Source organism: Gemmatimonadota bacterium (genome assembly GCA_041390105.1).
Classification (GTDB): Bacteria; Gemmatimonadota; Gemmatimonadetes; order Longimicrobiales; family Gaopeijiaceae; genus JAGQIF01.
On sequence record JAWKQO010000001.1, the window covers coordinates 1,962,862 to 1,985,887 of the forward strand.

At 68.4% G+C, this 23,026-nt stretch carries 23 protein-coding genes; 18 read left to right on the forward strand and 5 right to left on the reverse strand.

Features of this window, described 5'->3' with window-relative positions; genetic code table 11:
* Positions 1–133: 133 nt before the first annotated feature.
* Together R3E10_08635 and R3E10_08640 are read left to right on the forward strand one after the other, a co-directional pair.
* Complete coding sequence (locus R3E10_08635) at positions 134–1,336, forward strand: crosslink repair DNA glycosylase YcaQ family protein (protein MEZ4415809.1); 1,203 nt, start codon at positions 134–136, stop codon at positions 1,334–1,336.
* Positions 1,336–1,851 carry a DinB family protein gene (locus tag R3E10_08640; protein ID MEZ4415810.1) on the forward strand — a complete coding sequence of 172 codons (516 nt, stop codon included), beginning with the start codon at positions 1,336–1,338 and terminating at the stop codon, positions 1,849–1,851. Before R3E10_08635 ends, R3E10_08640 begins: the two co-directional genes overlap by 1 nt.
* Positions 1,852–1,856: 5 nt before the next feature.
* Here R3E10_08640 and R3E10_08645 read toward each other — a convergent pair whose 3' ends face one another.
* Genes R3E10_08645 through R3E10_08655 form a run of 3 tightly spaced genes read right to left on the reverse strand, consistent with a single transcriptional unit; the run spans position 1,857 to position 4,914 of the window.
* Entirely contained in the window at positions 1,857–2,324 is a 468-nt protein-coding gene (locus R3E10_08645) for a DUF4440 domain-containing protein (GenBank protein MEZ4415811.1), read from the reverse strand.
* Positions 2,321–3,838 (reverse strand): ATP-dependent DNA helicase RecQ, encoded by a 1,518-nt coding sequence (locus R3E10_08650; protein MEZ4415812.1) that lies wholly within the window; start codon positions 3,836–3,838, stop codon positions 2,321–2,323. Before R3E10_08650 ends, R3E10_08645 begins: the two co-directional genes overlap by 4 nt.
* Positions 3,835–4,914 carry a dipeptidase gene (locus tag R3E10_08655; GenBank protein ID MEZ4415813.1) on the reverse strand — a complete coding sequence of 360 codons (1,080 nt, stop codon included), beginning with the start codon at positions 4,912–4,914 and terminating at the stop codon, positions 3,835–3,837. Before R3E10_08655 ends, R3E10_08650 begins: the two co-directional genes overlap by 4 nt.
* 205 nt (positions 4,915–5,119) lie before the next feature.
* Here R3E10_08655 and R3E10_08660 point away from each other — a divergent pair, with 205 nt between their 5' ends.
* Both R3E10_08660 and R3E10_08665 read left to right on the forward strand, forming a co-directional pair.
* Positions 5,120–7,186 (forward strand): S8 family serine peptidase, encoded by a 2,067-nt coding sequence (locus tag R3E10_08660; GenBank protein MEZ4415814.1) that lies wholly within the window; start codon positions 5,120–5,122, stop codon positions 7,184–7,186.
* Positions 7,183–8,484: an MBL fold metallo-hydrolase gene (locus R3E10_08665; GenBank protein ID MEZ4415815.1), complete on the forward strand. Its 1,302-nt coding sequence runs from the start codon at positions 7,183–7,185 to the stop codon at positions 8,482–8,484. The genes R3E10_08660 and R3E10_08665 overlap by 4 nt, the downstream gene beginning before the upstream one ends.
* An 80-nt stretch (positions 8,485–8,564) precedes the next feature.
* Here R3E10_08665 and R3E10_08670 read toward each other — a convergent pair whose 3' ends face one another.
* Both R3E10_08670 and R3E10_08675 read right to left on the reverse strand, forming a co-directional pair.
* Positions 8,565–9,164 (reverse strand): hypothetical protein, encoded by a 600-nt coding sequence (locus R3E10_08670; protein ID MEZ4415816.1) that lies wholly within the window; start codon positions 9,162–9,164, stop codon positions 8,565–8,567.
* The gene (locus R3E10_08675) at positions 9,161–9,841 is read right to left on the reverse strand and encodes a hypothetical protein (GenBank protein MEZ4415817.1); all 681 of its coding nucleotides are present in this window, start codon (positions 9,839–9,841) and stop codon (positions 9,161–9,163) included. The genes R3E10_08670 and R3E10_08675 overlap by 4 nt, the downstream gene beginning before the upstream one ends.
* Before the next feature lie 121 nt (positions 9,842–9,962).
* On the opposite strand from R3E10_08675, the gene R3E10_08680 reads away from it, so the two are divergent.
* The 14 genes from R3E10_08680 (at position 9,963) to R3E10_08745 (ending at position 23,025) form a co-directional block, all read left to right on the forward strand.
* Positions 9,963–11,372, forward strand: coding sequence for a trypsin-like serine protease (locus R3E10_08680; protein ID MEZ4415818.1), 1,410 nt, complete (start codon positions 9,963–9,965; stop codon positions 11,370–11,372).
* A 305-nt stretch (positions 11,373–11,677) separates the two neighbouring features.
* Positions 11,678–11,848 (forward strand): Flp family type IVb pilin, encoded by a 171-nt coding sequence (locus R3E10_08685; protein MEZ4415819.1) that lies wholly within the window; start codon positions 11,678–11,680, stop codon positions 11,846–11,848.
* Positions 11,849–11,910: 62 nt separating this feature from the next.
* Positions 11,911–12,450 carry a prepilin peptidase gene (locus R3E10_08690; GenBank protein MEZ4415820.1) on the forward strand — a complete coding sequence of 180 codons (540 nt, stop codon included), beginning with the start codon at positions 11,911–11,913 and terminating at the stop codon, positions 12,448–12,450.
* A gap of 30 nt (positions 12,451–12,480) precedes the next feature.
* Complete coding sequence (cpaB, locus tag R3E10_08695) at positions 12,481–13,317, forward strand: Flp pilus assembly protein CpaB (protein MEZ4415821.1); 837 nt, start codon at positions 12,481–12,483, stop codon at positions 13,315–13,317.
* Positions 13,317–14,696 (forward strand): type II and III secretion system protein family protein, encoded by a 1,380-nt coding sequence (locus R3E10_08700; GenBank protein ID MEZ4415822.1) that lies wholly within the window; start codon positions 13,317–13,319, stop codon positions 14,694–14,696. Before cpaB ends, R3E10_08700 begins: the two co-directional genes overlap by 1 nt.
* Positions 14,686–15,939, forward strand: coding sequence for an AAA family ATPase (locus R3E10_08705; GenBank protein MEZ4415823.1), 1,254 nt, complete (start codon positions 14,686–14,688; stop codon positions 15,937–15,939). The genes R3E10_08700 and R3E10_08705 overlap by 11 nt, the downstream gene beginning before the upstream one ends.
* Positions 15,929–17,389 (forward strand): CpaF family protein, encoded by a 1,461-nt coding sequence (locus R3E10_08710; GenBank protein MEZ4415824.1) that lies wholly within the window; start codon positions 15,929–15,931, stop codon positions 17,387–17,389. Before R3E10_08705 ends, R3E10_08710 begins: the two co-directional genes overlap by 11 nt.
* Complete coding sequence (locus R3E10_08715; protein ID MEZ4415825.1) at positions 17,386–18,381, forward strand: type II secretion system F family protein; 996 nt, start codon at positions 17,386–17,388, stop codon at positions 18,379–18,381. Before R3E10_08710 ends, R3E10_08715 begins: the two co-directional genes overlap by 4 nt.
* Positions 18,382–18,391: 10 nt before the next feature.
* Entirely contained in the window at positions 18,392–19,321 is a 930-nt protein-coding gene (locus tag R3E10_08720) for a type II secretion system F family protein (protein ID MEZ4415826.1), read from the forward strand.
* Positions 19,321–19,677, forward strand: coding sequence for a DUF192 domain-containing protein (locus tag R3E10_08725; protein MEZ4415827.1), 357 nt, complete (start codon positions 19,321–19,323; stop codon positions 19,675–19,677). Before R3E10_08720 ends, R3E10_08725 begins: the two co-directional genes overlap by 1 nt.
* The gene (locus R3E10_08730) at positions 19,674–21,281 is read left to right on the forward strand and encodes a hypothetical protein (protein ID MEZ4415828.1); all 1,608 of its coding nucleotides are present in this window, start codon (positions 19,674–19,676) and stop codon (positions 21,279–21,281) included. The genes R3E10_08725 and R3E10_08730 overlap by 4 nt, the downstream gene beginning before the upstream one ends.
* A complete protein-coding gene (locus R3E10_08735; protein MEZ4415829.1) occupies positions 21,278–22,060 on the forward strand; it encodes a hypothetical protein in 783 nt (260 codons plus the stop codon). Before R3E10_08730 ends, R3E10_08735 begins: the two co-directional genes overlap by 4 nt.
* Before the next feature lie 4 nt (positions 22,061–22,064).
* Positions 22,065–22,508, forward strand: coding sequence for a pilus assembly protein (locus R3E10_08740; protein MEZ4415830.1), 444 nt, complete (start codon positions 22,065–22,067; stop codon positions 22,506–22,508).
* Positions 22,492–23,025 carry a TadE/TadG family type IV pilus assembly protein gene (locus R3E10_08745; protein ID MEZ4415831.1) on the forward strand — a complete coding sequence of 178 codons (534 nt, stop codon included), beginning with the start codon at positions 22,492–22,494 and terminating at the stop codon, positions 23,023–23,025. The genes R3E10_08740 and R3E10_08745 overlap by 17 nt, the downstream gene beginning before the upstream one ends.
* Position 23,026 lies beyond the last annotated feature (1 nt).

Sequence of the window (23,026 nt, forward strand, 5' to 3'; positions counted from 1 at the left end):
CTCTCCTGGAGATGCGCGCGGGCTTCACCATCGAAGGCGTGAAACCGGGAGGCAAGCCATCATCGGGATTCCCTCGACCCAGCCCGGCCGTGGCCGGTCCGCCTCCCGGCAAGGGCCGTGCTATGTTCCTTTCATGGTGCACCTTACCGAGACCGAAGCCGTGCGCTTCTGGCTGGCCCGCCAGGGGCTGGCGCGCCCCCGGGGCGAGCTGCCCCTCACCGCAGGCAGCTTCACAGACCACCTGGAGAGAACGGGCGCACTCCAACTGGACTCGATCAACGTGGTGGAACGAGCCCACTACCTGACGCTCTGGAGTCGCTTCGGCGCCTTCGCCCGCTCCAAGCTGGACCGTTGGATCTACCGCGAGCGACGCGCCTACGAGTACTGGGGTCACGAGGCGTCCCTCCTCCCCATCTCCCACCTGCCCCTGGGTCTCCGGCGCATGCGGGACTTCCCGCCGGAATCATGGACGCGGCGTTCGTGGTGGTCGACCTACGCCACCTCGACGGCTTCCCGGCGACGGGTCCTGAAGCGCATCCGGGAGGAGGGCCCGCTGGAGGCGGGAGACTTCGAGCTGGGTCCCGATGAGTTCGCGGACGGGCGCCCGGGCGGTAGCTACCCGCTCACCAAGGAAGATGGGCGCTCCCTGAAGCTGCTCTGGCACGAAGGGAAGCTGGCGGTGCACGACCGGCGACACTTTCGCTGTGTCTACGATCTGGCCGAGCGCGTCTACCCGGACGCGAAGGCCGCGCGCGCGCGCGATGCGGAGGACAGCTGGCTCCTGATCGGCCTCTCCGGCAATGGCGTCGCCCCGGAACGCCATCTGGTCGGCTACTGGACCGCGCACGCCGCCAGCGCCGCCGAACGAAAACGGGTCCTGGAGCGAGCGCTACGCTCCGGCCGGGTAACGCCGGTCAAGGTGGGAAGCGAGCGCACACCGTGGTACATGCTCAGCGAGCATCTGGATGCGTTGAGCGAGCTGCCCGAACCTGAGGGCACCACCCTGCTCACTCCGTTCGATTCCCTGCTCTGGCAGCGCAAGCGCGCGGAGGAGCTCCTGGGGTTTCGCTACCGGGTCGAGATCTACGTGCCGGCGGCCAAGCGCGAGTTCGGGTACTACGCGCTCCCGATCCTCCACGACGGCCGTCTGGTGGGACGACTGGATCCCAAGCTGCATCGCGACCGCGGCGTGCTCGAGGTCCGGTCCCTGCACCTGGAGCCGAGCTTCAAGAGGGACACGCGCTTCGCCCGCGGGGTGGCCGACGCGTTGGACGAGCTTCGGAGATTCCTCGGTGCCGAGGCTCTCGAGCTTCCCCGCGGCGCAGGGTGGGTGTGATGACTCGCCGACAGTGGTTCGACCGCCGCTTCGCGCTGGGACTCGCGCCGGACGTGCTTCCGGAGCTGATCGAACGCCTGCGAGGCACGCCTGGCCGCCTCGGCGAGCGGATGGGAGGGCTCTCGGCCAAGACGTTGGTTCAACGGCCGGGAGACGCCTGGTCGATCCAGGAGCAGGCCGGACACCTGCTGGACCTGGAGCGCCTGTGGCACGCCCGTTTCCGGGAGCTGCTCGCGGGCGTCGACGTGCTGCGGGAGGCAGATCTCCAGAACCGCGCCACCTGGGATGCGAACCACAACCGACGACCGCTTTCGTCACTGCTCGGCGACTTCCGCGACGCACGCCTCACGTGGGTGGTCGAGTTGGAAGCGCTACACCCCGCGGACCTCACGCGTACTGCGCTCCACCCCCGCCTGCGACAACCCATGTCGATTCCCGACCTCTGCTTCTTCGTCGCGGAGCACGACGACCATCACCTGGCTGCGATCACGGCGTTGCGCCGCGACGCGGGCTGATCGGATCAGCGGGGTCGGTCGCTCCACCAACGATGGGAGATGCGCCAGCGGCCGTCGGGGCCTTTGCGCAGCAGAGAAACGTACTCGCCCCCGCTCTCATAGGACTGGCCATCGTAGTCGAAGGCCAACGTGAAGGAGCCGCGCGCGAACCCCAGGTTCCCGCTGCCCCCGACCTCTTCCTGTCGAAGGTCGAACCGCCGCACCGCGGTTGCGGCGCCGCCTTCCGGCCACCAGAAGCCACGGATGGCGGCGGGCGTCGCGAGAGCCGAGCGACCGGAAGGGACGATCACCGCGTCCGGCGTGAGCGTGGCCATGACCGCCACCGAGTCGTTGGCAAGCCAGGCCGCGGCGTAGGCGGCGTCCGCCGCCGCGATCGCCGCTTCATCGGCGGGGCCATCTCCACCCGCACACGCGGTCAGTGCCACCAGCAGGGCTGCGGCGCCCTGGCCTCGACGTCGGACGGGACCGTTCATGGGCTCATCTCCGCGCGCAGCTCCTCCAACGCATCCAGGAACACCTGTCCGTAGCGCTCCAACTTGGCTGGTCCCACCCCGGGCACCTCCAGCATCTCGTCCGCCGTGCGGGGCATCTGCTCCACGAGGGCCCGCAGGGTCTTGTCGTTGAATACGATGTAGGCCGGAACGTTCTGTCGGTCGGCGACCCGCTTACGGACGTCGCGCAGGTGGTCGAAGGCGCGGTCGTCTCCGGTGCCGGTCGCGCTCGCGTCGCGTCGGGGCCGCTCGCCGGACCGCTTCGACGAGGCGGTCATTCCCTCCGCTGCGAGCGACTCCACCGTCACACCGGTGCAGACGTCACAGGCATCGCCACATCCGTCCAGCTCCTCAGCGAAGTAGGCGAGGATGGCCCGATGACGGCAGCCGCCCTGCTCGAGCAAGCGATACAGTCCCCGGGTGGCCTGCAGCTTGGCATGGTACTGCTCAGGATCTTCGATTCCGTCCAGGAAGCGCTCGTGCAGCTTCACGTCCGCCCAGGAGTAGAAGAGGAAGCAGTCGCTGGGTAGCCCGTCCCGTCCCGCCCGGCCGATCTCCTGATACCAGGACTCCACGTCCTTGGGCATGTCTCGATGGATGACGAATCGTACGTTCGACTTGTCGATGCCCATGCCGAAGGCGATGGTCGCCACGACGACGTCTACATCGTCCCTGGCGAAGGCGTCCTGATGGCGAGTCCGCTCCTCGTCTGAGAGACCCGCGTGGTAGGGCACCGCCCGCACGCCCTTCTTCTCCAGGAATGCGGCCGTCTGCTCCACTGCCTTGCGCGATAGGCAATACACGATGCCCCGCTCGCCCTGCCGCGCGCGCACGAGCCCCAGGATCTCCGCCCGCGTGTCGCCTTCTCCTTTGCGGCGCACGTAGACGCGGAGGTTGCGCCGGAAGAACGAGCCCTTGTAGCCCCTGGGCTTGACCATGCCCAGTTGCCGGAGGATGTCGCGAGCCACCGGGCGAGTGGCCGTTGCAGTCAGCGCCAGCACCGGAATCCCCTGCAGTTCCTCCTTCAGGCCCTGCAGGCTCCGGTACGCGGGACGGAAATCGTGCCCCCACTGAGAGATGCAGTGCGCTTCGTCCACAACGATCAACGAGAGGGGCCAGCCCCTCATCTCGCGTCGCAGGAACCGCGTCAGCGCCTCCGGCGCCAGGTACACCAACTCGTATGCTCCCGACTTGAGCGCGGCCAACCGCCGATTGCGCTCTTCGAAGTCCAGCGTGGAGTTGATGGCGGTGGCGCGGAAGCCCAGGGACTCGAGCGCGTCGACCTGGTCCTTCATCAAGGAGATGAGAGGCGAGATCACCAACACCGTGCCCCGAAGAATCTTGGCAGGCACCTGGAACGTCAGCGACTTGCCCGCGCCGGTGGGCATCACCGCGATGCAGTCGTGACCCTCGACCACCGCATCGATGATCTGGCGTTGCCCGGGACGGAAGGTCTCGTAGCCGAACACCGAGCGCAGGACCTCGTCCGGCGTCACGCGTCGCCCCAGATCTGCCGCAGTACACGCACCCAGTTGCGATGAGCGATGCCTTCGAGGTCCGATTGGTGGAAGCCCGCGTCACGGAAGGCCTGCAGGAGGCGGGGCAGGCCCGTCACGTCCTGCAGGTCCACGGGCATCACCGCTCCGTCGAAGTCCGAGCCCAGCGCCACATGCTCGAGGCCGATGCGATCGGCCACATAGCGGGCATGGCGCACGATCTCCTGCAGCGACGTGGGTTGCTCCGCATCGCCATCGGCGCGCAGAAACCCTGTGTGGAAGTTGATGCCCACCAGCCCCCCGCTGGCTCCGATGGCGTCGAGCTGAGCGTCCGTCAGGTTGCGGGGGGAGGGGCACAATGCGTGTACGGCCGAATGGGTGGCGACCAAAGGCGCGTCGTGCAAGCGTGACACGTCCCAGAATCCACGCTCGTTGAGATGGGACAGGTCGACCAGCACGCCCAGCCGTGCGCATGCCTTGATCAGGCGCCGGCCCGCCGCGCTGAGGCCAGGTCCGATGTCCGGTGAGCCCGGGAAGTCGAAGGGCACTCCGGTGCCGAACGCGTTGGGACGGCTCCACACGGGGCCGAGAGAGCGGAGGCCGGCCGCGTGCAGCACGTCCAGCGCCTCCATGCGGGTATCGATCGCCTCGGCGCCTTCCACGTGGGCGATCACGGCCAGGGTGCCGTTTTCCAGACAGCGCTCCAGCTCCGACACGGACCGCACCACCGCCACGCTGCCCGCCGCATCCCGCTCCAGGCGGAACAGATCGGACAGCACCGCCAGCGTGTAGGTCAGCGCGCTGCGTCGACTCACGCGACGCGCTGGCTCCACCACCCAGGCGCCCGGCACCGCGCGCCCCTCCGCGTCCATGCGGGGCCTGCGCACACGCTCGCGCCCCGGCGACGGCGTGAAGATGGCGAAAAAGCCGCCCGCCAGGCCTCCCTCCTGCGCCCGCGCTAGATCGACGTGGCCCAGCTCGCTGCGTACGAGAAACGTGCGGCGTGCCTCCGCCGGAGCGTTGCGGATCTGGGTGAGCGTGTCGTTGTGTCCGTCCAGGACCGGAATGCGTGTCATGGGATCCCAAGGCGCGCGGCTCAGGGGGGCGGCTTCCAGGGAAGCGCCTGCGACAGCCCCTAGTCTCGCGCCGATCGGCGGGCAGGTCCACGGTGCGAGAAGCCAGCGGCCGTAGGTCGCGGGGCCCGCGCCACGCGGCGCATGCGCGCAGCGGACCGAGGCGGTATCGTGCAAAAGGCGAAGCGACTTCGACCGGAACGTGCCCATGCCCTCGCGATCCGACCCCAAGCGACTCGGCAGCGCCGAGATCAAGATCCACCCCCGTCTTCGCATGATCCGCAACGGCAGCTCGGAGGTGAACACCCTCCGGGCGGAGCACGCCGCCTGCTTGCGGGTCCGGGGGGAGGCGGAGGGTGCCGTGCCGCCGCTGCTCCGGGGGGCGTGCGCGACCCCGCTGCCCGCGCCCGAGACGCTTCCCCGCCCACTCAAGAAGCACAAGCTGAAGAAGGTGCCCTCGGACGTCGAGGTGAATCTCTTCGTCACCCTGTCGGACGATGCTGCGGTGTGGTCCGGCCGGACCTCCGGTGACTTCCGCGCCGGCACCGGCACCCTGCGGACGGCGACCCGACGCCTCGACGACCTCGCGTCGTTGGTGGGTTCGGCGGAAGTCCAGTACGTGGAACCGGGGGAGACACTGCAAGCGCCCACTCCCGCCATCGCATCCGGCTCGCCGGTCGCACCGGACCCGGCGGTCCGGCGCTTCGGAGACGCGGCCCAGCACCACGAGGGCGAGGGGGTGCTGATCGGGATCATCGACGTTCAAGGCTTCGACTTCGCGCATGCGGATTTCCTGGACGGCGAGGACACACGTTGGGTGCGGATCTGGGACCAAGGGGGGAACGCCAGACCCAGCCCTGCCGCGCGCAACGGCGGCCGGGGGTTCGACTACGGCGCCGAGTTCCGCAAGGAGGACCTGAACGAGGCGCTGCGCGCCTCGCCTTCGCTGGGTGTCCCGCCGCAGGAGATCGAGCGGCAGTCGCAGATGATCGCGGCGTCCCACGGCACCCACGTGGCGTCCATTGCCGCCGGGAACCGCGGCATCTGCCGCAAGGCCATGCTGGCCGGGGTGCTGGTGGCGCTCACGGACGAGGATCTGGATCGCCGCCGGTCGTTCTACGACTCCACGCGCATCGCCGAGGCCATCGAGTATCTGCTGGCGCTCTCACTGGAGTTGGGCCGGGTACCCATCTCCATCAACATCAGCCTGGGGACCAACGGACACGCGCACGACGCCAGCTCCGCCATCAGCCGCTGGATCGACTCCGCGCTCACGCAGCGCGGGCGGGCGATCGCGGTGGCGGCCGGTAATGCCGGTCAAGAGAGCGCGCTCTACGACGGCGACGTGGGCTTCGTCATGGGGCGTGTGCACGCGAGCGGCCGGATACCGGCGGCGGGGCTCACCCGGGACCTGGGATGGCAGGTGGTGGGGAACGGTATCGCCGATCTGTCGGAGAACGAGATGGAGATCTGGCACCCCGCGCAGGACCGGCTCTCGGTATCGCTCAGGCCGCCCGGCGGCGACTGGTTGGGGCCGGTGCAGCCAGGGCAGTACATCGAGAACCACCAGCTACCCGACGGGAGCTACGTCAGCATCTACAACGAGGTGTATCACCACGCCAACGGCGAGAACTACATCGCGCTCTACCTGAGCCCCTTGCTGTCGGCCGACGGAGTCGTGGGGATCTCGTCCGGCGAGTGGATGGTGCGTCTCGAGGGAGAAGAGATCCACGACGGGAGCTTTCACGCCTGGATCGAGCGGGATGACCCGCGACGCCTGGGGCCGGTGGGCGAGAAAGAGGCATGGCGCTTCCCCTCCTTCTTCTCGGAGGGCTCCTACGTGGACGACTCCACCGTGAGCTCGCTGGCCTGCGGCCAACGGGTTCTGTCCGTGGCCAACCTGGATGAGGCGTCGAGCCGCATCAATCCGACGTCCAGCCAGGGACCCACGCGCGATGGGCGCGCCAAGCCCGATGTCGCGGCCCCCGGAACGGACATCGTGGCCGCACGTGGATTCGAGCCGGATCAGGAGTGGGTGGCCATGACCGGCACCAGCATGGCCAGTCCCTTCGTATGCGGCGTGGCGGGCCTGATGCTGGCGGTGGCCCCGGACCTGACCGCCGCCCAGATCCACGGCATCATGCGTCGCACCGCGACGCCGCTTCCGGGCCACGACTACCGCTGGCAGAACGACGCGGGCTTCGGGCGGCTCAACCCGGACGCCTGTTTGCGCGAGGCCCGCGCCCTCCAGGAGCGGGAGGACGTGACGCCATGAAGATCCGGGTGTTCCACGCGGCCGAGGGGGATTGTCTGTTGGTGACGAGCCGGGACGGTCGCACCCTTCTGGTGGACGGCGGCATGTCTCATTCGTTCCGCGCTCATGCCGCGCCGTTCCTCGGCCAGATGCGTCGGGCGGGCGAACACCTCGACGTCGTCTGCGTCTCGCACATCGACGGAGATCACATCTCCGGCATCCTGCGGATGATGGACGACCACGTGGCCTGGGTGGTCCACCGGCACCACCTGGACCACGGACACGCCACGCATCCACAACCTGAGTCTCCCGAGCCCCCGGACATCGGCGAGATCTGGCACAACGCCTTCCATGAACAGGTGGGAGACAACGCCGGACCCATCGCCGACCTGTACGCCGCCATGGCGCGGCTGCTCGTCTACCATCCCGATCCCGGCCAGCAAGTGCTCGGCACTTCGCGCACGGATCTGGCCTTCAGTCAGAAGCAGGCCATCCAACTGTCGCGTCGCGTCGGGGCCGCGCAGCTCGGCATCCCGTTGAATCCGCCCAGCCAGGGGCGCCTCCTGTTTGCGCGCGACGACCAGGACCCCGTCCCTCTGGGCAGCGCCTCCGTGCGCATTCTGGGGCCGTTCGAGGAGGACCTGGCGGCGCTGCGCAGCGAATGGGACGCCTGGCTGGACGCCAACGCCAAGGTGCTGAGGGAGATCCGCGAGGCCGCCGACGCGGACGAGCGCGATCTGGCGGGAACCGGCCTGGCCGCGGCGCGAGCTCAGCTACGGCTCGCCGCCACCGAGCTGGGAAACCGCGGCAAGGTCACGGTCCCCAATCTGGCCTCGATTCTCCTGTTGGTGGAGGAGGAGGGCCGGACCGCGCTCCTCACCGGCGACGGCCACGGCAGCGACGTGCTGAAGGGACTCGAGCGCACCGGAGTGATCGAGCCGGGAGGGGGCCTTCATGTGGACGTGCTCAAGGTCCAGCACCACGGCTCTGAACACAACGTGAGCGAGGTCTTCGCCAAGCGCATCACCGCGGACCACTATCTCTTCTGCGGGGACGGCGCCCACCACAACCCCGACCTGGCGGTGATCGACGTGTTCCTGCGCTCACGCGTGGGAAAGGACCACGAGCGCAGCGACAATCCCGAGGTGGACCGTCCCTTCCGGCTCTGGTTCAGCTCCAGCCCCACTGCTCTGCACATCCCCGCCCGCGCGACCCACATGGAGAACGTGCGTGAGCGGGTACGGGACTACCAGGGAGAGCATCCGGGCCGGTTTCGCTATTCGTTCCTGCGCCATTCCAGTCTGGAGATCGAGATCTAGGCGCTCGAGCCGCCGCCACGAGCACCTCGGACGTGGCGAGGGGAGTCAGCCACGCCGTCTGGCCGGCGCGGCCGCGGTTGCTATCCGCCCACGTTCTCGCTCAGAATGGTGATGGGCGTCGGATAGCGGATGGGACCCAAGGCCGTGTCGATGATGGGCAGCGCGCGCAGCTTCACGTTCTTGGGTGCGCCGCCCTGACCACTCAGAGACAGCGCCAATTCGACCAGATCCCGGGCGCTGCCCTCGAAGAAGTCCACCAGGTCGAGACCGACATGAATCGGCACCGCGGTGCGAACCCCCGGGGGAAGCACGGTGGCCTGGTCGAAGACGCCGCTGACGGTCTCGCGATCCTCCAGCAACAACGTCCACTCCATGCGCACCAGGCGCGCCTGGGTTGGGTTCTCCTCCGGGTTCAGCGCGCCCACCACCAGGTCCAGCTCCAACGGAAGGCTCCCCGCCGCGATCGAGGCTCCCACCCGGGCGATGTCGAATCCGCTCACGTCGGCGATCGAGCGCACACGGTCCAGCTCCAGACCGGCCAGTCGCACGTGCTCGGCCCGATCCAGGCTGAAGTCGACGCGCTCCAGGGCCGCGATCTCCCGCAGCGTCTGGCACCCCCCCAGCAGCAGAACGCCGGCGACGAGCGCCAGGCTCCGTCGCGGACCTCGGCTGGACTTCAACGCGACACCGTCCAGTCCTCGACCCGCACCTGCAGGTTGTGGGAAACTCGCACACCGACGATGCCGTCCACGTCCACCTCGGACGTCGGAAGCGTCGCGACCTGGGTTCCATTCACGGCGAAGTGCACGAGGTCGCCGACCCGTACCACCGACAGGGCGTTCGTCACGTCGCCCGCGCCGGTCGCGGAGTGGACAGCGGACTCCTCGATCCACCCATCCGTGACGTTGGGGGTCTCCTCGCCGAGACGCCGCTTGATCAGATAGCGACCGTCGGCGCGGACCAGGAAGTAGCTATAGCGCTGGGAGGGACCCTCCAGGTCACTTCCACCGAAGAAAAGGCCGAGGCCCTCGCGGTGCCCTGGAGGCGCGCCGACCTCGGTGAGCGTAGCGGACAGCGTGAAGTCACCGGAAACGACCTGCGAGGGATCCCAGGCGATGCCATGCGGTCCGGTCTGGATCTCCCACCCTCCCGGGATGGTGCTCACGTGATAGTCGGCTCGGTTGGCGTCCGCCCGATCGAGCCGCACCGACAGGGCGGCCGGAGCCGCCGCGGCAGCGGCCGTGGGCGCGATGTCGGGGTCATCCCCCATGGCGTCCCCGGCTGGGGCGGGTTGGTCACCGCCGCCGCAAGCGATCGTCAGCATCACGAGAGGCAGCCAGCGCGTGCGTCGCTTCATCGTCGAACCTCCAGGGATGGGGCCACAGGTGCTTGCCCGGCCGGTCCGGGGCGGAGCACCTTGGCCCCGCGAATCTCCTCCTAGGGGTAACCCTTTCGTTGGGCGAGCGGTAGCAGAACGCATGACGAAGCTCTGGAGCCCCATCCCCTTCCTCCTGGCCCTGGTGGCCGCCTGCGGGGACGGCGGGTCCACCGCCCCCCCGGCGCCCGCGGCCAACCAACCGCCGGTGGCGCGTTTTTCGGCCACCCCCACCAGCGGGGACGCCCCGCTGCCGGTGAGCTTCGACGCGACCGCCTCCGCGGATCCGGACGGAACGTTGGCGGGCTACGCCTGGACGTTCGGGGATGGAGGTACCGGCACGGGGGCCACGACCACCCACACCTACGGCACACCCGGCCAGTACACGGCGCGTCTGGTGGTGACGGACGCCCGCGGTGCGGCGGACACGGCGAGCACAGGCATCACCGTGAACACGGCCCCCGGCACCGGCGCCGCCACGTTGCGCGGGACGGTCTGGCACGATCTGGACGGCGACGGCGTCCGCGACAGCGGAGAGCCGGGATCGGCCGGTCGGACCGTCTTTCTGGATCGGGACGGAGACTCCGAGCGCGACGCTGGAGAGCCCTCGGCCGTGACGGACACCACAGGCGCCTATGCCTTCACCGGCCTGGACGAGTCCATGTCGCATACGGTGGTGCTGGAGATGACCCTGGGCTGGACACCCACGTTCACCGGACCGGCCCCGGCCGTGCCCCTCCAACAGGCTCGCATCATCGGGGGGACCGACACCACGATCGAGACCTATCCGTTCCAGGTATCGCTCAGGATGGATCTCGGGGGCGGGACGACCGCCCTCTGCGGCGGGACGCTGATCGCTGCACGCTGGGTCATGACGGCCGCACACTGCGTGGACGGCCTCACGGCTCCGGACGTCACCGTGCGCGTGGGGAGCACCATCTATCATAGTGGTGGGACGGTCGCGGGGGTGAGCCGCCTGCGCATCTTCCCCGCCTATGGCCAGAACGCCACGTTCGACTCCGATCTGGCCCTGCTGGAGTTGGACCGGCCCTTCATGGTGCGGCGGATCTGGCCCGACGACGGATCCGATCCCACCCTCTCCGCGGCAGGCGTGGTCGGGACCATCATCGGATGGGGTCTCACCCTGCCCACGGGGTCCGTGTCCGAGGTCCTCCAGGTCGCACCGCTTCCGGTCATCTCGACTCAGCAGTGCAGCCAGGTCGTCCAGAACCTGACGGATGGAATGATCTGCGGCGCGCCGACCTTGGGCACCGGATCGTGTCAGGGAGACAGCGGCGGTCCCTTCCTCGTCGAGGACGGCGCGCGCTGGGTGGAGATCGGCATCACCAGCTTCGGCTTCCGCTGCGCCGCCCAGCCGGGGGTCTACGCGCGTGTGTCTTCTCTCTATGGCTACATCGAGTCCCAGGTACCGCCCGAACCCAACCCCGTCTTCCAGGTCGGCTTCACGGCCGACACACTCCAGCGCGTGATCGACTTCGGCACGTTTCGCTGATCGAACCTTCCGCGTTTTGCTGCTGCTCCGCTGTTGCATCGTGCAAAACGCGGTGCTCAGCGTCGCAGCACTCTCCACACAGCCGTCGTGCCCGCCCCACACTTTCCCAACGTCAAGGGGGGGTGGACGCGGCTGAGACCCGCCCCGCTTCTTCCATGTAAGTCGCCATTCCACAGCAGGTTACGGAACCCCCTCCACCCCTCGCCCACCCCTGGCACACGTCCTCCATATGAGCGCCACGTCGTCCCGAGCGGCACCTGGCCGACTCGAGGAAAACCCCAATCAGTGTGTCTGGAGGAAGTTCGATGCCCGCCCTGCTCAACGCTCTTTGGCGTGACGAGTCCGGTCAGGACCTCACCGAGTACGTGCTGTTGATCGTCATCATCGCGCTCGGCGTGACCGCAGCCATCATCGTGCTGCGTGACCAGATCTCCGCGGTGTTCAACAACGCTGCGACGGCTCTGCAGAACAACTAGGGCCTCGGGACCTCGGGCCGGAGGCACCTTCGCCTCCGGCCCGGACCCGATCTCCGACGCCGATGAATACGCTCCCCCTCGCTCCGACCGTACTTCTCCTGGTGCTCGCCTTGGGCGGCATCTGGTTCGACGTACGGGAACGTCGCATCCCGAACGCGCTGACCGTCAGCGTGCTCGTGGCGGCGCTGCTGTGGCGTGCGCCTCTGGGGCTCGCCGCCCTGGGGCAGGGACTCACCGGTGCCGGACTGTGTTTCGCGCTGTCGCTCCTGCTCTTCCTCACCGGAGGGCTGGGCGGCGGAGATGTGAAGATGCTCACCGCAGCTGGCGCGCTTCTCGGCCCGGCTCGTCTGGACACAGCGCTGCTGGTCATGGCTCTGGTCGGCGGTGTGATGGCGGTGATGCAGATCCTGGCGCGTCGTCGAGTGCGCGAGACCGCTGCCAACCTTCACACGATCATCTCGACGTTCGGGCTGCGCACGTTCAACGGCTGGAAAGGCACCGGCCAGGGCGCACCCCTCACTCTCGATTCCCCGGACGCGATCGCGCTGCCGTACGGCGTGGCGATCGCGGCTGGAGCCCTGGCCGGCTGGTTTCTGGTTTGACCGGCCGATCCCACACGACGTGAACTGACCATGACCAAGAGATTCGGACTCGTCTTCTCCCTGGCCCTCGCCTCCGGCGCAGCCGCGGCCTGGTTGGCCTGGACGTTCCTTCGCGATACCGGCCCCACGGAGGTGCTGGGTGCAGTCCCAGCCACCGAGGTGGTCCTGGCCGCGCGCGATCTCGCGCCGGGCGAGGTGATCGAGGCACAGGACATCAAGCTGGTCTCGTGGCCGCAAGGGGACGCGCCCGCCGGGTACGCCCTCTCGCCGGCCGAGGTGGTGGGACGCGGCGTCATCGTCTCGATCCGCGCCAACGAGCCTCTCATGTCCACCAAGCTTGCCAACCGGGAAGCCGGATCCGGCCTGGCCATCACCATTCCGGCCGGTAAGCGCGCGATGAGCGTGAAGGTCGACGACGTCATCGCGGTCTCAGGGTGGGCCACGCCGGGCACCCGCGTCGATGTGGTGGCGACGCTCGACCAGGCGGCTCAGGTGGAGGAGCCTCGCACCCAGCTGGTGCTGCAGAACATCGAGGTCCTCGCCGCCGGTCAGACCACCGAGCGCGACTTCCGCGGTGAACCGAAGTCCGTGCCGGTCGTCACCTTGCTCGTGGACCCGTCCGAGGCGGAGAAGCTCACCCTGGCGACTACCAAAGGTCGGATCCAGCTGGTGCTGCGCAACCCGCTCGATCTGGAGTTGGCCGAGACCGAAGGGACCAGCACCGGCACGTTGCTGCCTTCGTCCAAGCGGCCGACCCGCGCTCCCGTTCGACGGGCCAGCGCACCGGCGGCGGCACCCCGCCCTGCCATCGAACTGTTCCGCGGGCCCGAGAAGTCGAGCTCCGTGATCCCCGGAGGGAGCAACTAATGGAGACCCGTCGCCCCGGGCGTGGCGTGATCGTCATCGCCCTGTCGTTCCTGGCCCTGGTCCCGGTCGCGCTGCAGGCGCAGGCCGCGCCGGACAGCGCTGCGATGGCCGCACCACTGCGGGTCACCCAGAACACGGGCCGCGAGCGGCTCATCACCATCGCGGTCGGAAACTCCGCTCTGGTTACGGTGCCCTCCGGCCTTCGCCGCGTCTCGATTGCCGATCCCGAGACGGCTGACGCAGTCCTCGTTTCCAACAACGAGGTGGTCGTCAACGGCAAGGTCGGGGGCACCACCAGCCTGCTCATCTGGGACAACGCAGGCACGCTGACCATCTACACCGTGCGGGTCACGGTGGACGCCGCCACCCTGGAGGCCGAGTTCCAGCGTCTCTTCCCCGACGAGCGCATCAACGTCTCGGCGGTTGGAAGCAGCGTGGTGCTCACCGGCGAAGTCCGCGACGCCCGCACACGTGACAAGGCCGTGGCCCTGGCCCAGACGCTGGGAGAGGACGTCACGGTTCTGGACCATCTCGGTACTCCCGATCAAGGACAGGTCCTGCTGCACGTCCGCTTCGCGGAGGTCTCCCGGAACGCGCTCGAGCAGTACGGCATCAACGTGACCCGAGTCGATCCCCGCAACCTGCGCGGCGACGACGAGGGCGCGTTGACCTCCGGTGGTGTGGTTCCCTTCACGCGGGACTTCATCGACGGAGACGGCCCCGAGCAGACCTTCTCGGACGCGGTCAACTTCTTCCTGTTCCACGACGCCTCCAACTTCGGTGCCTTCGTGCAGGCGCTGAGGGGCCAGGGTCTTTTCCGCAGCCTGGCCGAGCCCAACCTGCTGGCGATGCCTGGCGAAGAAGCGTCCTTCCTGGCCGGCGGAGAGTTCCCCGTGCCGGTGGCCCAGGGGGCAGGCGCCAACACGGTGGTGACCATCGTCTTCAAGGAGTTCGGCATCCGCCTGAAGTTCACGCCGGACATCACCAACTCGGGGGCGGTGCGACTGCACGTGGCGCCCGAGGTGTCCTCACTCGACTTCGCCAACGGGATCGAGCTGTCCGGCTTCCGTGTCCCCTCGCTGACGTCACGCAAGGCCGAGACGACGGTGGAGCTGATGCCGGGACAGACCTTCGCCATCGCCGGCCTCATGGACAACACCGTCGTGGAGAACGGCAGCAAGATCCCGCTGCTGGGAGACATTCCGGTGCTCGGTGCCCTCTTCCGCTCGAAGGACCTTCGGCAGAACCGCACCGAGTTGCTCGTGCTGGTCACGCCCGAACTGGTCCGTCCCAGCGACAGGGCCATCGACGTCCCCACGGGCGAGCCCTCCACCTGGGAGTCGCGCCTTCCGCCGCGGGAGAACGGCAATGGCCGTTAAGGCCGCCCTGTTCTCGATCGATCCGACCCTGAGGGCGGACCTGGCTCGCGCCATCGCGGGCCAGGACGCCGTCACGGTGGCGATGGAAGTCGACGCCCCGTTCACGGACATCGAGGCCCGCCATCTCGATCAGCTCGACGCGCTGAATCCGGAGTTGGCGTTCCTCGACCTGGAACACAACCCCTCCATCGGGCTGCGCTTCGCCCAGTTCCTCATCGAGTCGAACCCGAGTCGGAAGCTGATTGGCTTCGGCCCCGATCTCTCGCCGGAGCTGTTGCTCTCGGCGATGCAGGCCGGGATCTCCGAGTACATGGAGAAGCCCATCGATGAAGCCGCGGTACGCGACGCCATCGAGCGGGTCATCCGCAAGCTCGGCAAGAAAGCTCCTGAAGGGTCAAAGTCGCCGGGAAAGCTGTTGGTAGTCTTTAGTCCCAAAGGCGGCTCGGGTTCGACCACGCTGGCCACCAACCTCGCGGTCGAGCTTCACCGACTCACCCGCAAACGCACCCTGCTCGTGGACCTGGATCTGGAGCTGGGAGAGACGGCGCTGACCCTGGGCATCGAGCCCAAGTTCAGCGTCGCCGACCTGCTCCGGAACTTTCACCGGGTGGACTCCGACTTGTTGGCGTCCTACATCGACCGCCACGACTCCGGCCTGGACGTCCTCGCCGCGCCCTACGCCCCCGCGGATCCCCAGAGCGCGGACGTGGACCGCGTGGCGCAGATCCTCGACTTCCTGCGGGGGCCCTACGAGTTCGTCGTGGTCGACGCGCCCAAGTCCTTCAACGCGCCGACCGTGGCCGCACTCCAGGCCGCTTCCGAGGTCCTGCTCGTGACCACCCCGGACCTGGCCTCGGTACGCAACCTGGCCCGCTGTCTGCCGCTCCTACGCGAGCTCCGGCGCAGCGCCGCCGACGACTCCCTCCGGCTGATCCTCAACCGCTTCGATGCGCGGGAGATCATCTCCGAGACGGAGATCGAGAAGGCGCTCGGTCTGGAGACCTATTGGACCGTCGCGAACGACTACCGCGCCGTCATTGGCGCTCTCAACGCCGGCCGGCCCGTTGTGGACGACGCCCGCTCGGCGTTCGCCCGCGACCTGCGCGGTCTGGCGGGCGAGATCGGTGAGGTGGAGGTGGAATCCCGCCCCTCCCGCTTCGGCTTTCTCCCCTTTGGATCCGGAAAGCGTCGGGCCACGAGCGGCAAGACGACCAACGGAAAGGCGATGAACCATGCCGGATAGTCCGACCCTCCCGGGCACCGCTCTCGACGTCCAGGGCGTGGACGACGTTCCCGCCTGGGAACGCAGGCGCCAGGAGTCCAACTACTCCCGTCGCATCGCTGCGTCCCACGGGCCCGAGATCTCCTATCAGCGCGAGCACAGTCCGCTGTTCGAGGAGATCAAGACGCGCATCCATCGCCAGCTGATCGAACGACTGAACCTCAGCGCCATCATCGACCGCGACGACGAGGAGGCGGTCTCCGAGGTTCGGGCCATCGTCCGCACGCTGCTGGTCCAGGAAGAGGCGCCGCTCAACCTGGAAGAGCGCGAGCTCATTGCCGAGCTGGTGCTCAACGAGGTCTTTGGTCTGGGCCCGCTGGAACCGCTGATGCAGGACCCGGAAGTCTCGGATATCCTCGTCAACACGCAGGATCACGTGTATGTGGAGCGCAATGGGCGCATCCACAAGACCAACATCCGCTTCCGCGACGAGGCCCATCTGCTGCAGGTGATCGACCGCATCGTCTCCGCGGTCGGACGCCGCATCGACGACTCATCGCCCATGGTGGATGCGCGGCTCGCCGACGGCTCCCGCGTGAACGCGATTGTCCATCCGCTGGCGGTGGACGGCCCCCATCTGTCCATCCGCAAGTTCCGGAGTGACGCTCTCCAGGCCAGCGACCTGCTCCGCACCAAGACCCTCACCCGTGAGATGCAGGAGTTCCTGGACGGGTGCGTGCGGGCGCGTTTGAACATCTTGATCTCCGGAGGAACCGGCGCCGGAAAGACGACCCTGCTCAACGTCATGTCCGAGTCGATCCCCTCGGACGAACGCATCGTCACCATCGAGGACTCGGCGGAGCTGCAGCTGCGGCAGCCCCACGTGGTACGGCTGGAGACGCGGCCTCCCAATGTGGAAGGCACCGGGATGGTCAGTCAGCGCCAGCTGGTGATCAACTCGCTGCGCATGCGCCCCGACCGGATCGTGGTGGGCGAGGTCCGCGGCGCCGAGGCGGTCGACATGCTGCAGGCCATGAACACCGGCCATGACGGCTCGTTGACCACGCTGCACGCCAATAGCCCGCGCGACGCCCTGAGCCGGCTGCAGACCATGATCTCGATGGCCGGCCTCCACCTGCCCGACAAGGCCATTCGCGAGCAGATCGCCTCCGCCATCGACATCGTCGTCCACGTGAGTCGCCTCTCGGACGGCACGCGCCGCATCACCAGCATCGCCGAGGTGGTGGGCATGGAAGGCGAAGTCATCTCCATGCAGGATCTGTTCGTCTTCGAGCGGGACGGCGTCAACGCCGACGGCAAGGTGGTGGGCCGCTTCCAGGCCACAGGGATCCGACCGAAGTACGCCGAACGCCTCCGTAACTACGGGGTGCACCTGGCCGAGTCGCTGTTCACGGGCGCCAGCGCCGCCAACGCCGAGTTGCTGGACCTGGCTTGGGAGCAGCGTCGATGAGCACCGTGGCCCGCGCGCCCTGGCTGACCGCCCTCATCGCCTTCGTCACGATGGCTCTGGCGACGTTCGCCATCGCGTTCTTGATCGAAGCCCTACGGCTCCTGGCGCATCGTCGCCTGGTCCAGCGCGAGCTGCAGCGCCTGGCGCAGCGCGGCGCGGACGGCGCGGCCCCTCGCGCAACCAGCCTCCTGCGCACCCAGGGCAAGGGCCTTCCCCCCTGGCTGAAGCCGCTGCTGGCCCGCGTGCCGCGGCTCCAGGACCTGCATCACTTCCTGGAGCAGAGCGGAGCCGCGTTGGGCCTGGGTGCCTTCCTGGCGCTGTCGCTGGGCACGGCCGTCGCGGTGGGCTTCGCCTTGACCGCTCTGGGGCTGGGGCTCGAAGGCGCCGCACCGGCCGCGGCGACGGGAGCGGCGCTCCCCTACCTGTGGTTGGTACGCAAGCGGCGCAAGCGCATGAACGCCTTCGAGGCCCACTTCCCCGAGGCCATCGATCTGTTGACGCGCTCGATCCGTGCCGGGCACGGCGTCTCGACGGGGTTGGGCATGGTCGCGGAGGAGGCCGCCGAGCCCGTGGCTGGCGAGTTCCGCCAGGTCTTCGAGGAGCTGCGCTACGGCCTTCCCCTCGACGAGGCCCTCAAGTCCCTCTCAGACCGCGTGTCCCTGCCCGACGTACGGATCTTCGCCACGGCCCTCCTCATCCAGCGGGACGTGGGCGGAAACCTGGCCGAGATCCTGGACAAGCTGTCCGAGGTCATCCGTGAGCGCTTCACGTTCCGTCGGCAGCTTCGCACCCACACGGCGCAGGGCCGCATGACCGGCATTGTGCTGGGCGCGGCTCCGTTCGTCGCGGGAGGCGGCATGTTCCTGCTGAACCCCGACTACATGCGCCCCCTGTTCGAGGAACCGTTCGGGCGCCTGCTCCTTTCCTTCGCGCTCGGCATGCAGGTGATCGGCTTCTTCGTGATCCGTCGCATCACGGACGTCGAGTTCTAGGAGACGGACGATGATCTATCTGGTGATGGCCCTGGTGGCGCTCTCGACCAGCTTCCTGGTCGTGGCCATGAACGAAGCCGCGAATTCACAGGGTCGCGTTCTGCGCCGCCAACTGGCCGCCCTGCGCATCCCCCTGCCGGTCCACCTCCGCCTGGCAGAGCGACGCGCTCGCCAGGCCAGGCGGCGGAAGCTCCGCCTCATCATGGAGGCATTGGGCACCCGTCTGGCGGTGGGCCCGCGCGCCAAGGAGAGCATCCGTCAGTGGTTGCTCCAGGCCGGCTTCCGGAGCCCGGAGGCTGTTGCCCTCTTCCTCTCCGTGCGCCTCATCGCGGCGGTCGGGGCCGGCTCGATCGCCGTCTTCCTGCTCACGGTTGCAGAAGCCAACGCGCTGCTCTGGGTCGTGAGCATCGCATTCCTGGCGCTCCTGGGCTGGAGCCTGCCCTTCCTGGTCGTGCGGATGCGGGCCCGCCGCCGTCAGCGCGCCATCCAGGGGGCGATCCCCGACATGCTGGATCTGTTGGTGGTCTGTGTCGAAGCCGGGCTGGGCCTCAACCAGGCCCTCTTCCGGGTCGCGCAGGAGATCGACGCCGTCTCGCCGCAGCTGGCCGAGGAGTTGGCCATCGCCAACCTGGAGATCCGCGCTGGTGCACCGCGCATGGACGCCTTGCGGACGCTCGCCGCCCGTACGGGACTCGAGGACATGCGGGCGCTCGTCAGCATGCTGATCCAGACCGATCGCTTCGGTACCTCCATCGGGCACTCGCTTCGTGTGCACGCGGACACGCTCCGCACCAAGCGCCGCCAACGCGCCGAAGAAGCTGCGGCCAAGACCACGATCCAGATGCTCTTTCCGCTCGCGTTCTTCGTCTTTCCGGCCACGTTCGTGGTCGTGATCGGGCCCGCCCTGTTCCTCTTCCGCGAGTTGCTCGGAGGCCTCTGATGCCCGCACTGGTCGTCCGCAACCCTGATCGCAACAGCACGCTCGGGATCCGGGTGGGCGTCGCCGACAGCCCATGGTCGCGGTTGCGCGGCCTGCTCGGTCGCGACGCGCTCTCGCCGGGGGAGGGGCTGATGCTCATGCCCTGCCGGGCGATCCACATGTACGGAATGCGCTTCGCCATCGACGTGGCCTTTCTCGACCCGGAGGGGCGCGTGGTGGCGACCTATGACACCATCCGCCCCGGAGATCGGACCCGCGTGCACAAGGACGCGCGCTACGCGCTCGAGGTTCCGGCCGGCACGCTGGCCGAAACCGGGACCCGGCCGGGCGACACCCTGGAGTGGGAGATCCGATGAGCCAGCGTCCCAAAGTGCTCGCCTACGATCCCCGGCCCGACGAGGGCGGGTCCGCTGGCTCCTGGTTGTCCCGGCTGGGAAAGGCCGGGCCCAAGCCGGTGGGAGTCGCCTCCGACACCGAGGCCGACCTCACCCGCGCGCCCGACTACGACGTGCGGGACATGCACGGCGTGGTGGAGAAGCTCCGTGGTGAGGCGATCCGCCGCGCCCGTGAGGACGCCCGGGCACAACGGGATGGCAAGGACCAGGAGCTGCCCCTCGCCACCGCCGAGATCGAGCTGCGCGAGCGCTGCCGTTCGGCGTACGAGCGTTGGCGGGCCCAGGAACGGGCGACCGTCGAGAGCCGGTGGGCCGAGCAGGAGAAGTCCCTTTCCGAGAACGTGGGACGCGCGTCGCTCCTCATCGACCGCATCCAGCGTCTCACGCACGAGCTGAAGCGTACCAAAGCCCGGTTGTCCATGCGCAGGCAAGAGGTCTCGCGAGAGCTGCAGCGCAACGGTGAGGACGGCACGCGAGGCCTCTCCACCCGCGCCTACCTGCTCGCGGTCTCGTTCCTGGCGTTGGTGGAGTACTTCGCGAACGCACCCGTGTTCGCTTCGCTTCTCCCGAGGGATCCCCTCACCGAGCGTCAGATCCGCATCCTGACCGAGGTGTCGCACGGGTGGCTGGCCGGGGCGCAACGGGTCTTCGCCCAGCTGTTGCTGCGCCCGGATGCGGCCCTCCTGGCGGCTGGTGTGGTCACCTTCCTCTGCGTGCTCGGCCACTTCTTCGGCCGTTCCCTGCGCGATCTGGTGTCGCTGGGCGATCAGCGCATGCGCCGCGACACCGTGGCCGGGCGCTCGTCGTTGGAGCACATCATTCCCCTGGTGCTGACCGGCGCCGGCTTGGCGCTGGTCATCGGTGTGCTCTTCCAAGCGCGCATGACGCTGGGGCAAGTGGGCGAAGAGCGCTATCAGGAGGACGTTGCCGTCGTGGCCGAGCTCCGGCGCGACGCTGGTTGGTTGCGTGTGGACGGCGACCTCTTGACCGCCAACGAGCGGGCCGACCGGGCAGACGACATGGAAGCGGCCGCGACCGAGCTGCGCGAGTACGCGACGTCTATGAGCCGCTTGAGCTTCCCGATCCTGTTGCTCAACCTCACGCTGGTGCTCTGCGCGATCTGTGCGGCGTACTACCACCGCCGCGTCCGACGGTGGGAGTACTTCGACGACAGTACCTTCGAGGACGAGCGCCGCGAATGCGTGGCGGCCGCCGAGGAGGCCTCCGAGGAGGTCACCACCATCCTCGGGGAGTCCACCAAGCACATTCGCGAGCTGAAGGGGCTCCTCGCCTTGCACAGCGAGCGGCACCTCGCCGAGATGGCCGGGAAGCTGGACGACGTGATCGCGCTGTACCGCAACGAGAACGAGCGCGTCCGACGCGGCACGCCGGCCCCCGCCGGTGCCCAAACGGAATCGAGCCTGCTCAACCTGGACGCGGGCCCGCTCTTCACGGGCAACCATGCCCTGCACACTCCCGAGGTCTACGAGTCCGACCTGGCCGACCTGAGAGAGCGTTTCGAGGTCGTACGGGTCGACTTCAACCGGGAGGCCACCGAGCAATGACGCGGTCCACGTCCACGGCGGCCCTCGTCCTGGCGGCGCTGGGCTCCCTGAGCGGGTGCATCGACCCGGCCGCGAGCGCCGAGCAGCGCGAGCTGCTGGCTGCCGAAGCGGCCCGCCCGCCCGAGCACGTGGCCTTCGTGTTCGACCGCTCGCAGAGCATCCAGGGGCACCAGCTCATGCAGGCCAGGGACCTCATGCGGGACCGTATCCGCTCGCTGGGGCACGGGGACCGTATCACCGCGCTCGAGCTCCTGCAGCGCTCTATCGAGGAGGTTCCCAAGCGCTGGTCCCAGACGGTACCCGAACGGGAGCGCGCCGACCTCGTGCTCCCGGGTGACTCCGTGGCCCGCGACCGCTTCCTGCGCGACGCGGTCGACTATCTCTCGGCCTTCGCGGACACGACGGGCCGGGACCGCATCACGGGAACCGATATCCTGTCGACCCTCCACGACGTGGCCGAGGAGTTCCGTGTCCGCCCGGACAGTCGCAAGACGCTCTACCTGTTCTCCGACATGCTGCAATCCACTGCGGAGATCGAAATGGAGGGTCAGCGGCGCATGCCTGCGGGCGACTGGGTGACGACCGCCGTGGAGAAGGGCATCCTGCCGGACCTCTCCGGCGTGTGCGTGGTGGTGGTGGGCGGCCGCGTGGACAATGACGCGGGCCAACGTGTGAAGGAGTTCTGGAAGCGGTATTTCCAGGCGACCGGTGCCACCCTGCGGGACGAGAACTACTCGTACCGCCCGGTGCGGCTCCCGGGCGCCGAGACCTGTGCATAGACCGATGCGACTGATCCGTTCACTCTGGCACCGCCGGCGGGGGCAGAGCCTCGTCGAGTTCGCGATCGCGATCCCGGTGGCTGTCTTCCTTCTTCTCTCCGTCGTGGAGGTAGGGCGCCACTTCTACACGCGGGCCACCGTGCGCAACGCGGTGCAGGAAGCGGCCCGCTTCGCGATCACCGGTCAGACGCTGACGGACCCGGCCACCGGCACGCCCCTGTCGCGCGCGGAGTCCATCAAACAGGTCCTGGTCGACCGGGCCGTCCAGCTCAACATCCCCGTCTCCGACATCGTGTTGGACCCGTCCAACGGGGGCGGACCGGACGAGCTGGTGCGCATCTCGCTCACCTATCTGTATCAGTTCGGAGGGGGCATGCTGCCCAGCTTCATGCCCACCACCATGCCGATCACCGTCAGCACCACGGTCAAGAATGAGCCCATCTTCTAGGGACGCCCTCCGTCGCCTGCGACGGACGCTGGCGAGGAGCGACCGCGGCCAGGAGCTGATCGAGCTGGCCATCGTGCTTCCGGTGGTGCTGTTCCTCCTGCTCGGAACCATCGAGTTGGGGTACGCCTTCACCGTTGCCCATGCGATGGCCGGGCTGTCGCGCGAGGGGGCCAGCCTCGCGTCCCGCGGAGCCACGCTCACCGAGGTGGCCCAGGTGGTCATCGACAATGGGGGCGACATCAACATGACCGCCCGTGGCGGTGTGGTGGCCAGTCGCGTGGTGGTCCAGGGTTCGACGCCCACCGTCACGGACCAGTTCTCCCGAGGCAGTGTGGGAGCGAGCCAGATGGGCCCGCTCGGGTCTCCGGCAGCGGCCCTGCAGAGCATCTCCGGGCTGCAGGACGGTCGGGTGCTCTACACGGTCGAGGTGTTCTACGCGTATCAGCCGATCACCCCGCTCTCCGGTGTGCTCGGACGGATCCTCCCGTCCTCGCTGTACGAGGCGGCTGTCTTCTAGA

Excerpts from the sequence above, each read along its gene's own strand:
- R3E10_08635 (MEZ4415809.1), top strand. The coding sequence starts at position 134 with ATGGTGCACCTTACCGAGACCGAAGCCGTGCGCTTCTGGCTGGCCCGC.
- R3E10_08640 (MEZ4415810.1), top strand. The coding sequence starts at position 1,336 with ATGACTCGCCGACAGTGGTTCGACCGCCGCTTCGCGCTGGGACTCGCG.
- R3E10_08645 (MEZ4415811.1), bottom strand. The coding sequence starts at position 2,324 with ATGAACGGTCCCGTCCGACGTCGAGGCCAGGGCGCCGCAGCCCTGCTG.
- R3E10_08655 (MEZ4415813.1), bottom strand. The coding sequence starts at position 4,914 with ATGACACGCATTCCGGTCCTGGACGGACACAACGACACGCTCACCCAG.
- R3E10_08660 (MEZ4415814.1), top strand. The coding sequence starts at position 5,120 with ATGCCCTCGCGATCCGACCCCAAGCGACTCGGCAGCGCCGAGATCAAG.
- R3E10_08665 (MEZ4415815.1), top strand. The coding sequence starts at position 7,183 with ATGAAGATCCGGGTGTTCCACGCGGCCGAGGGGGATTGTCTGTTGGTG.
- R3E10_08675 (MEZ4415817.1), bottom strand. The coding sequence starts at position 9,841 with ATGAAGCGACGCACGCGCTGGCTGCCTCTCGTGATGCTGACGATCGCT.
- R3E10_08680 (MEZ4415818.1), top strand. The coding sequence starts at position 9,963 with ATGACGAAGCTCTGGAGCCCCATCCCCTTCCTCCTGGCCCTGGTGGCC.
- R3E10_08685 (MEZ4415819.1), top strand. The coding sequence starts at position 11,678 with ATGCCCGCCCTGCTCAACGCTCTTTGGCGTGACGAGTCCGGTCAGGAC.
- R3E10_08690 (MEZ4415820.1), top strand. The coding sequence starts at position 11,911 with ATGAATACGCTCCCCCTCGCTCCGACCGTACTTCTCCTGGTGCTCGCC.
- cpaB (MEZ4415821.1), top strand. The coding sequence starts at position 12,481 with ATGACCAAGAGATTCGGACTCGTCTTCTCCCTGGCCCTCGCCTCCGGC.
- R3E10_08700 (MEZ4415822.1), top strand. The coding sequence starts at position 13,317 with ATGGAGACCCGTCGCCCCGGGCGTGGCGTGATCGTCATCGCCCTGTCG.
- R3E10_08705 (MEZ4415823.1), top strand. The coding sequence starts at position 14,686 with ATGGCCGTTAAGGCCGCCCTGTTCTCGATCGATCCGACCCTGAGGGCG.
- R3E10_08710 (MEZ4415824.1), top strand. The coding sequence starts at position 15,929 with ATGCCGGATAGTCCGACCCTCCCGGGCACCGCTCTCGACGTCCAGGGC.
- R3E10_08715 (MEZ4415825.1), top strand. The coding sequence starts at position 17,386 with ATGAGCACCGTGGCCCGCGCGCCCTGGCTGACCGCCCTCATCGCCTTC.
- R3E10_08720 (MEZ4415826.1), top strand. The coding sequence starts at position 18,392 with ATGATCTATCTGGTGATGGCCCTGGTGGCGCTCTCGACCAGCTTCCTG.
- R3E10_08725 (MEZ4415827.1), top strand. The coding sequence starts at position 19,321 with ATGCCCGCACTGGTCGTCCGCAACCCTGATCGCAACAGCACGCTCGGG.
- R3E10_08730 (MEZ4415828.1), top strand. The coding sequence starts at position 19,674 with ATGAGCCAGCGTCCCAAAGTGCTCGCCTACGATCCCCGGCCCGACGAG.
- R3E10_08735 (MEZ4415829.1), top strand. The coding sequence starts at position 21,278 with ATGACGCGGTCCACGTCCACGGCGGCCCTCGTCCTGGCGGCGCTGGGC.
- R3E10_08740 (MEZ4415830.1), top strand. The coding sequence starts at position 22,065 with ATGCGACTGATCCGTTCACTCTGGCACCGCCGGCGGGGGCAGAGCCTC.
- R3E10_08745 (MEZ4415831.1), top strand. The coding sequence starts at position 22,492 with ATGAGCCCATCTTCTAGGGACGCCCTCCGTCGCCTGCGACGGACGCTG.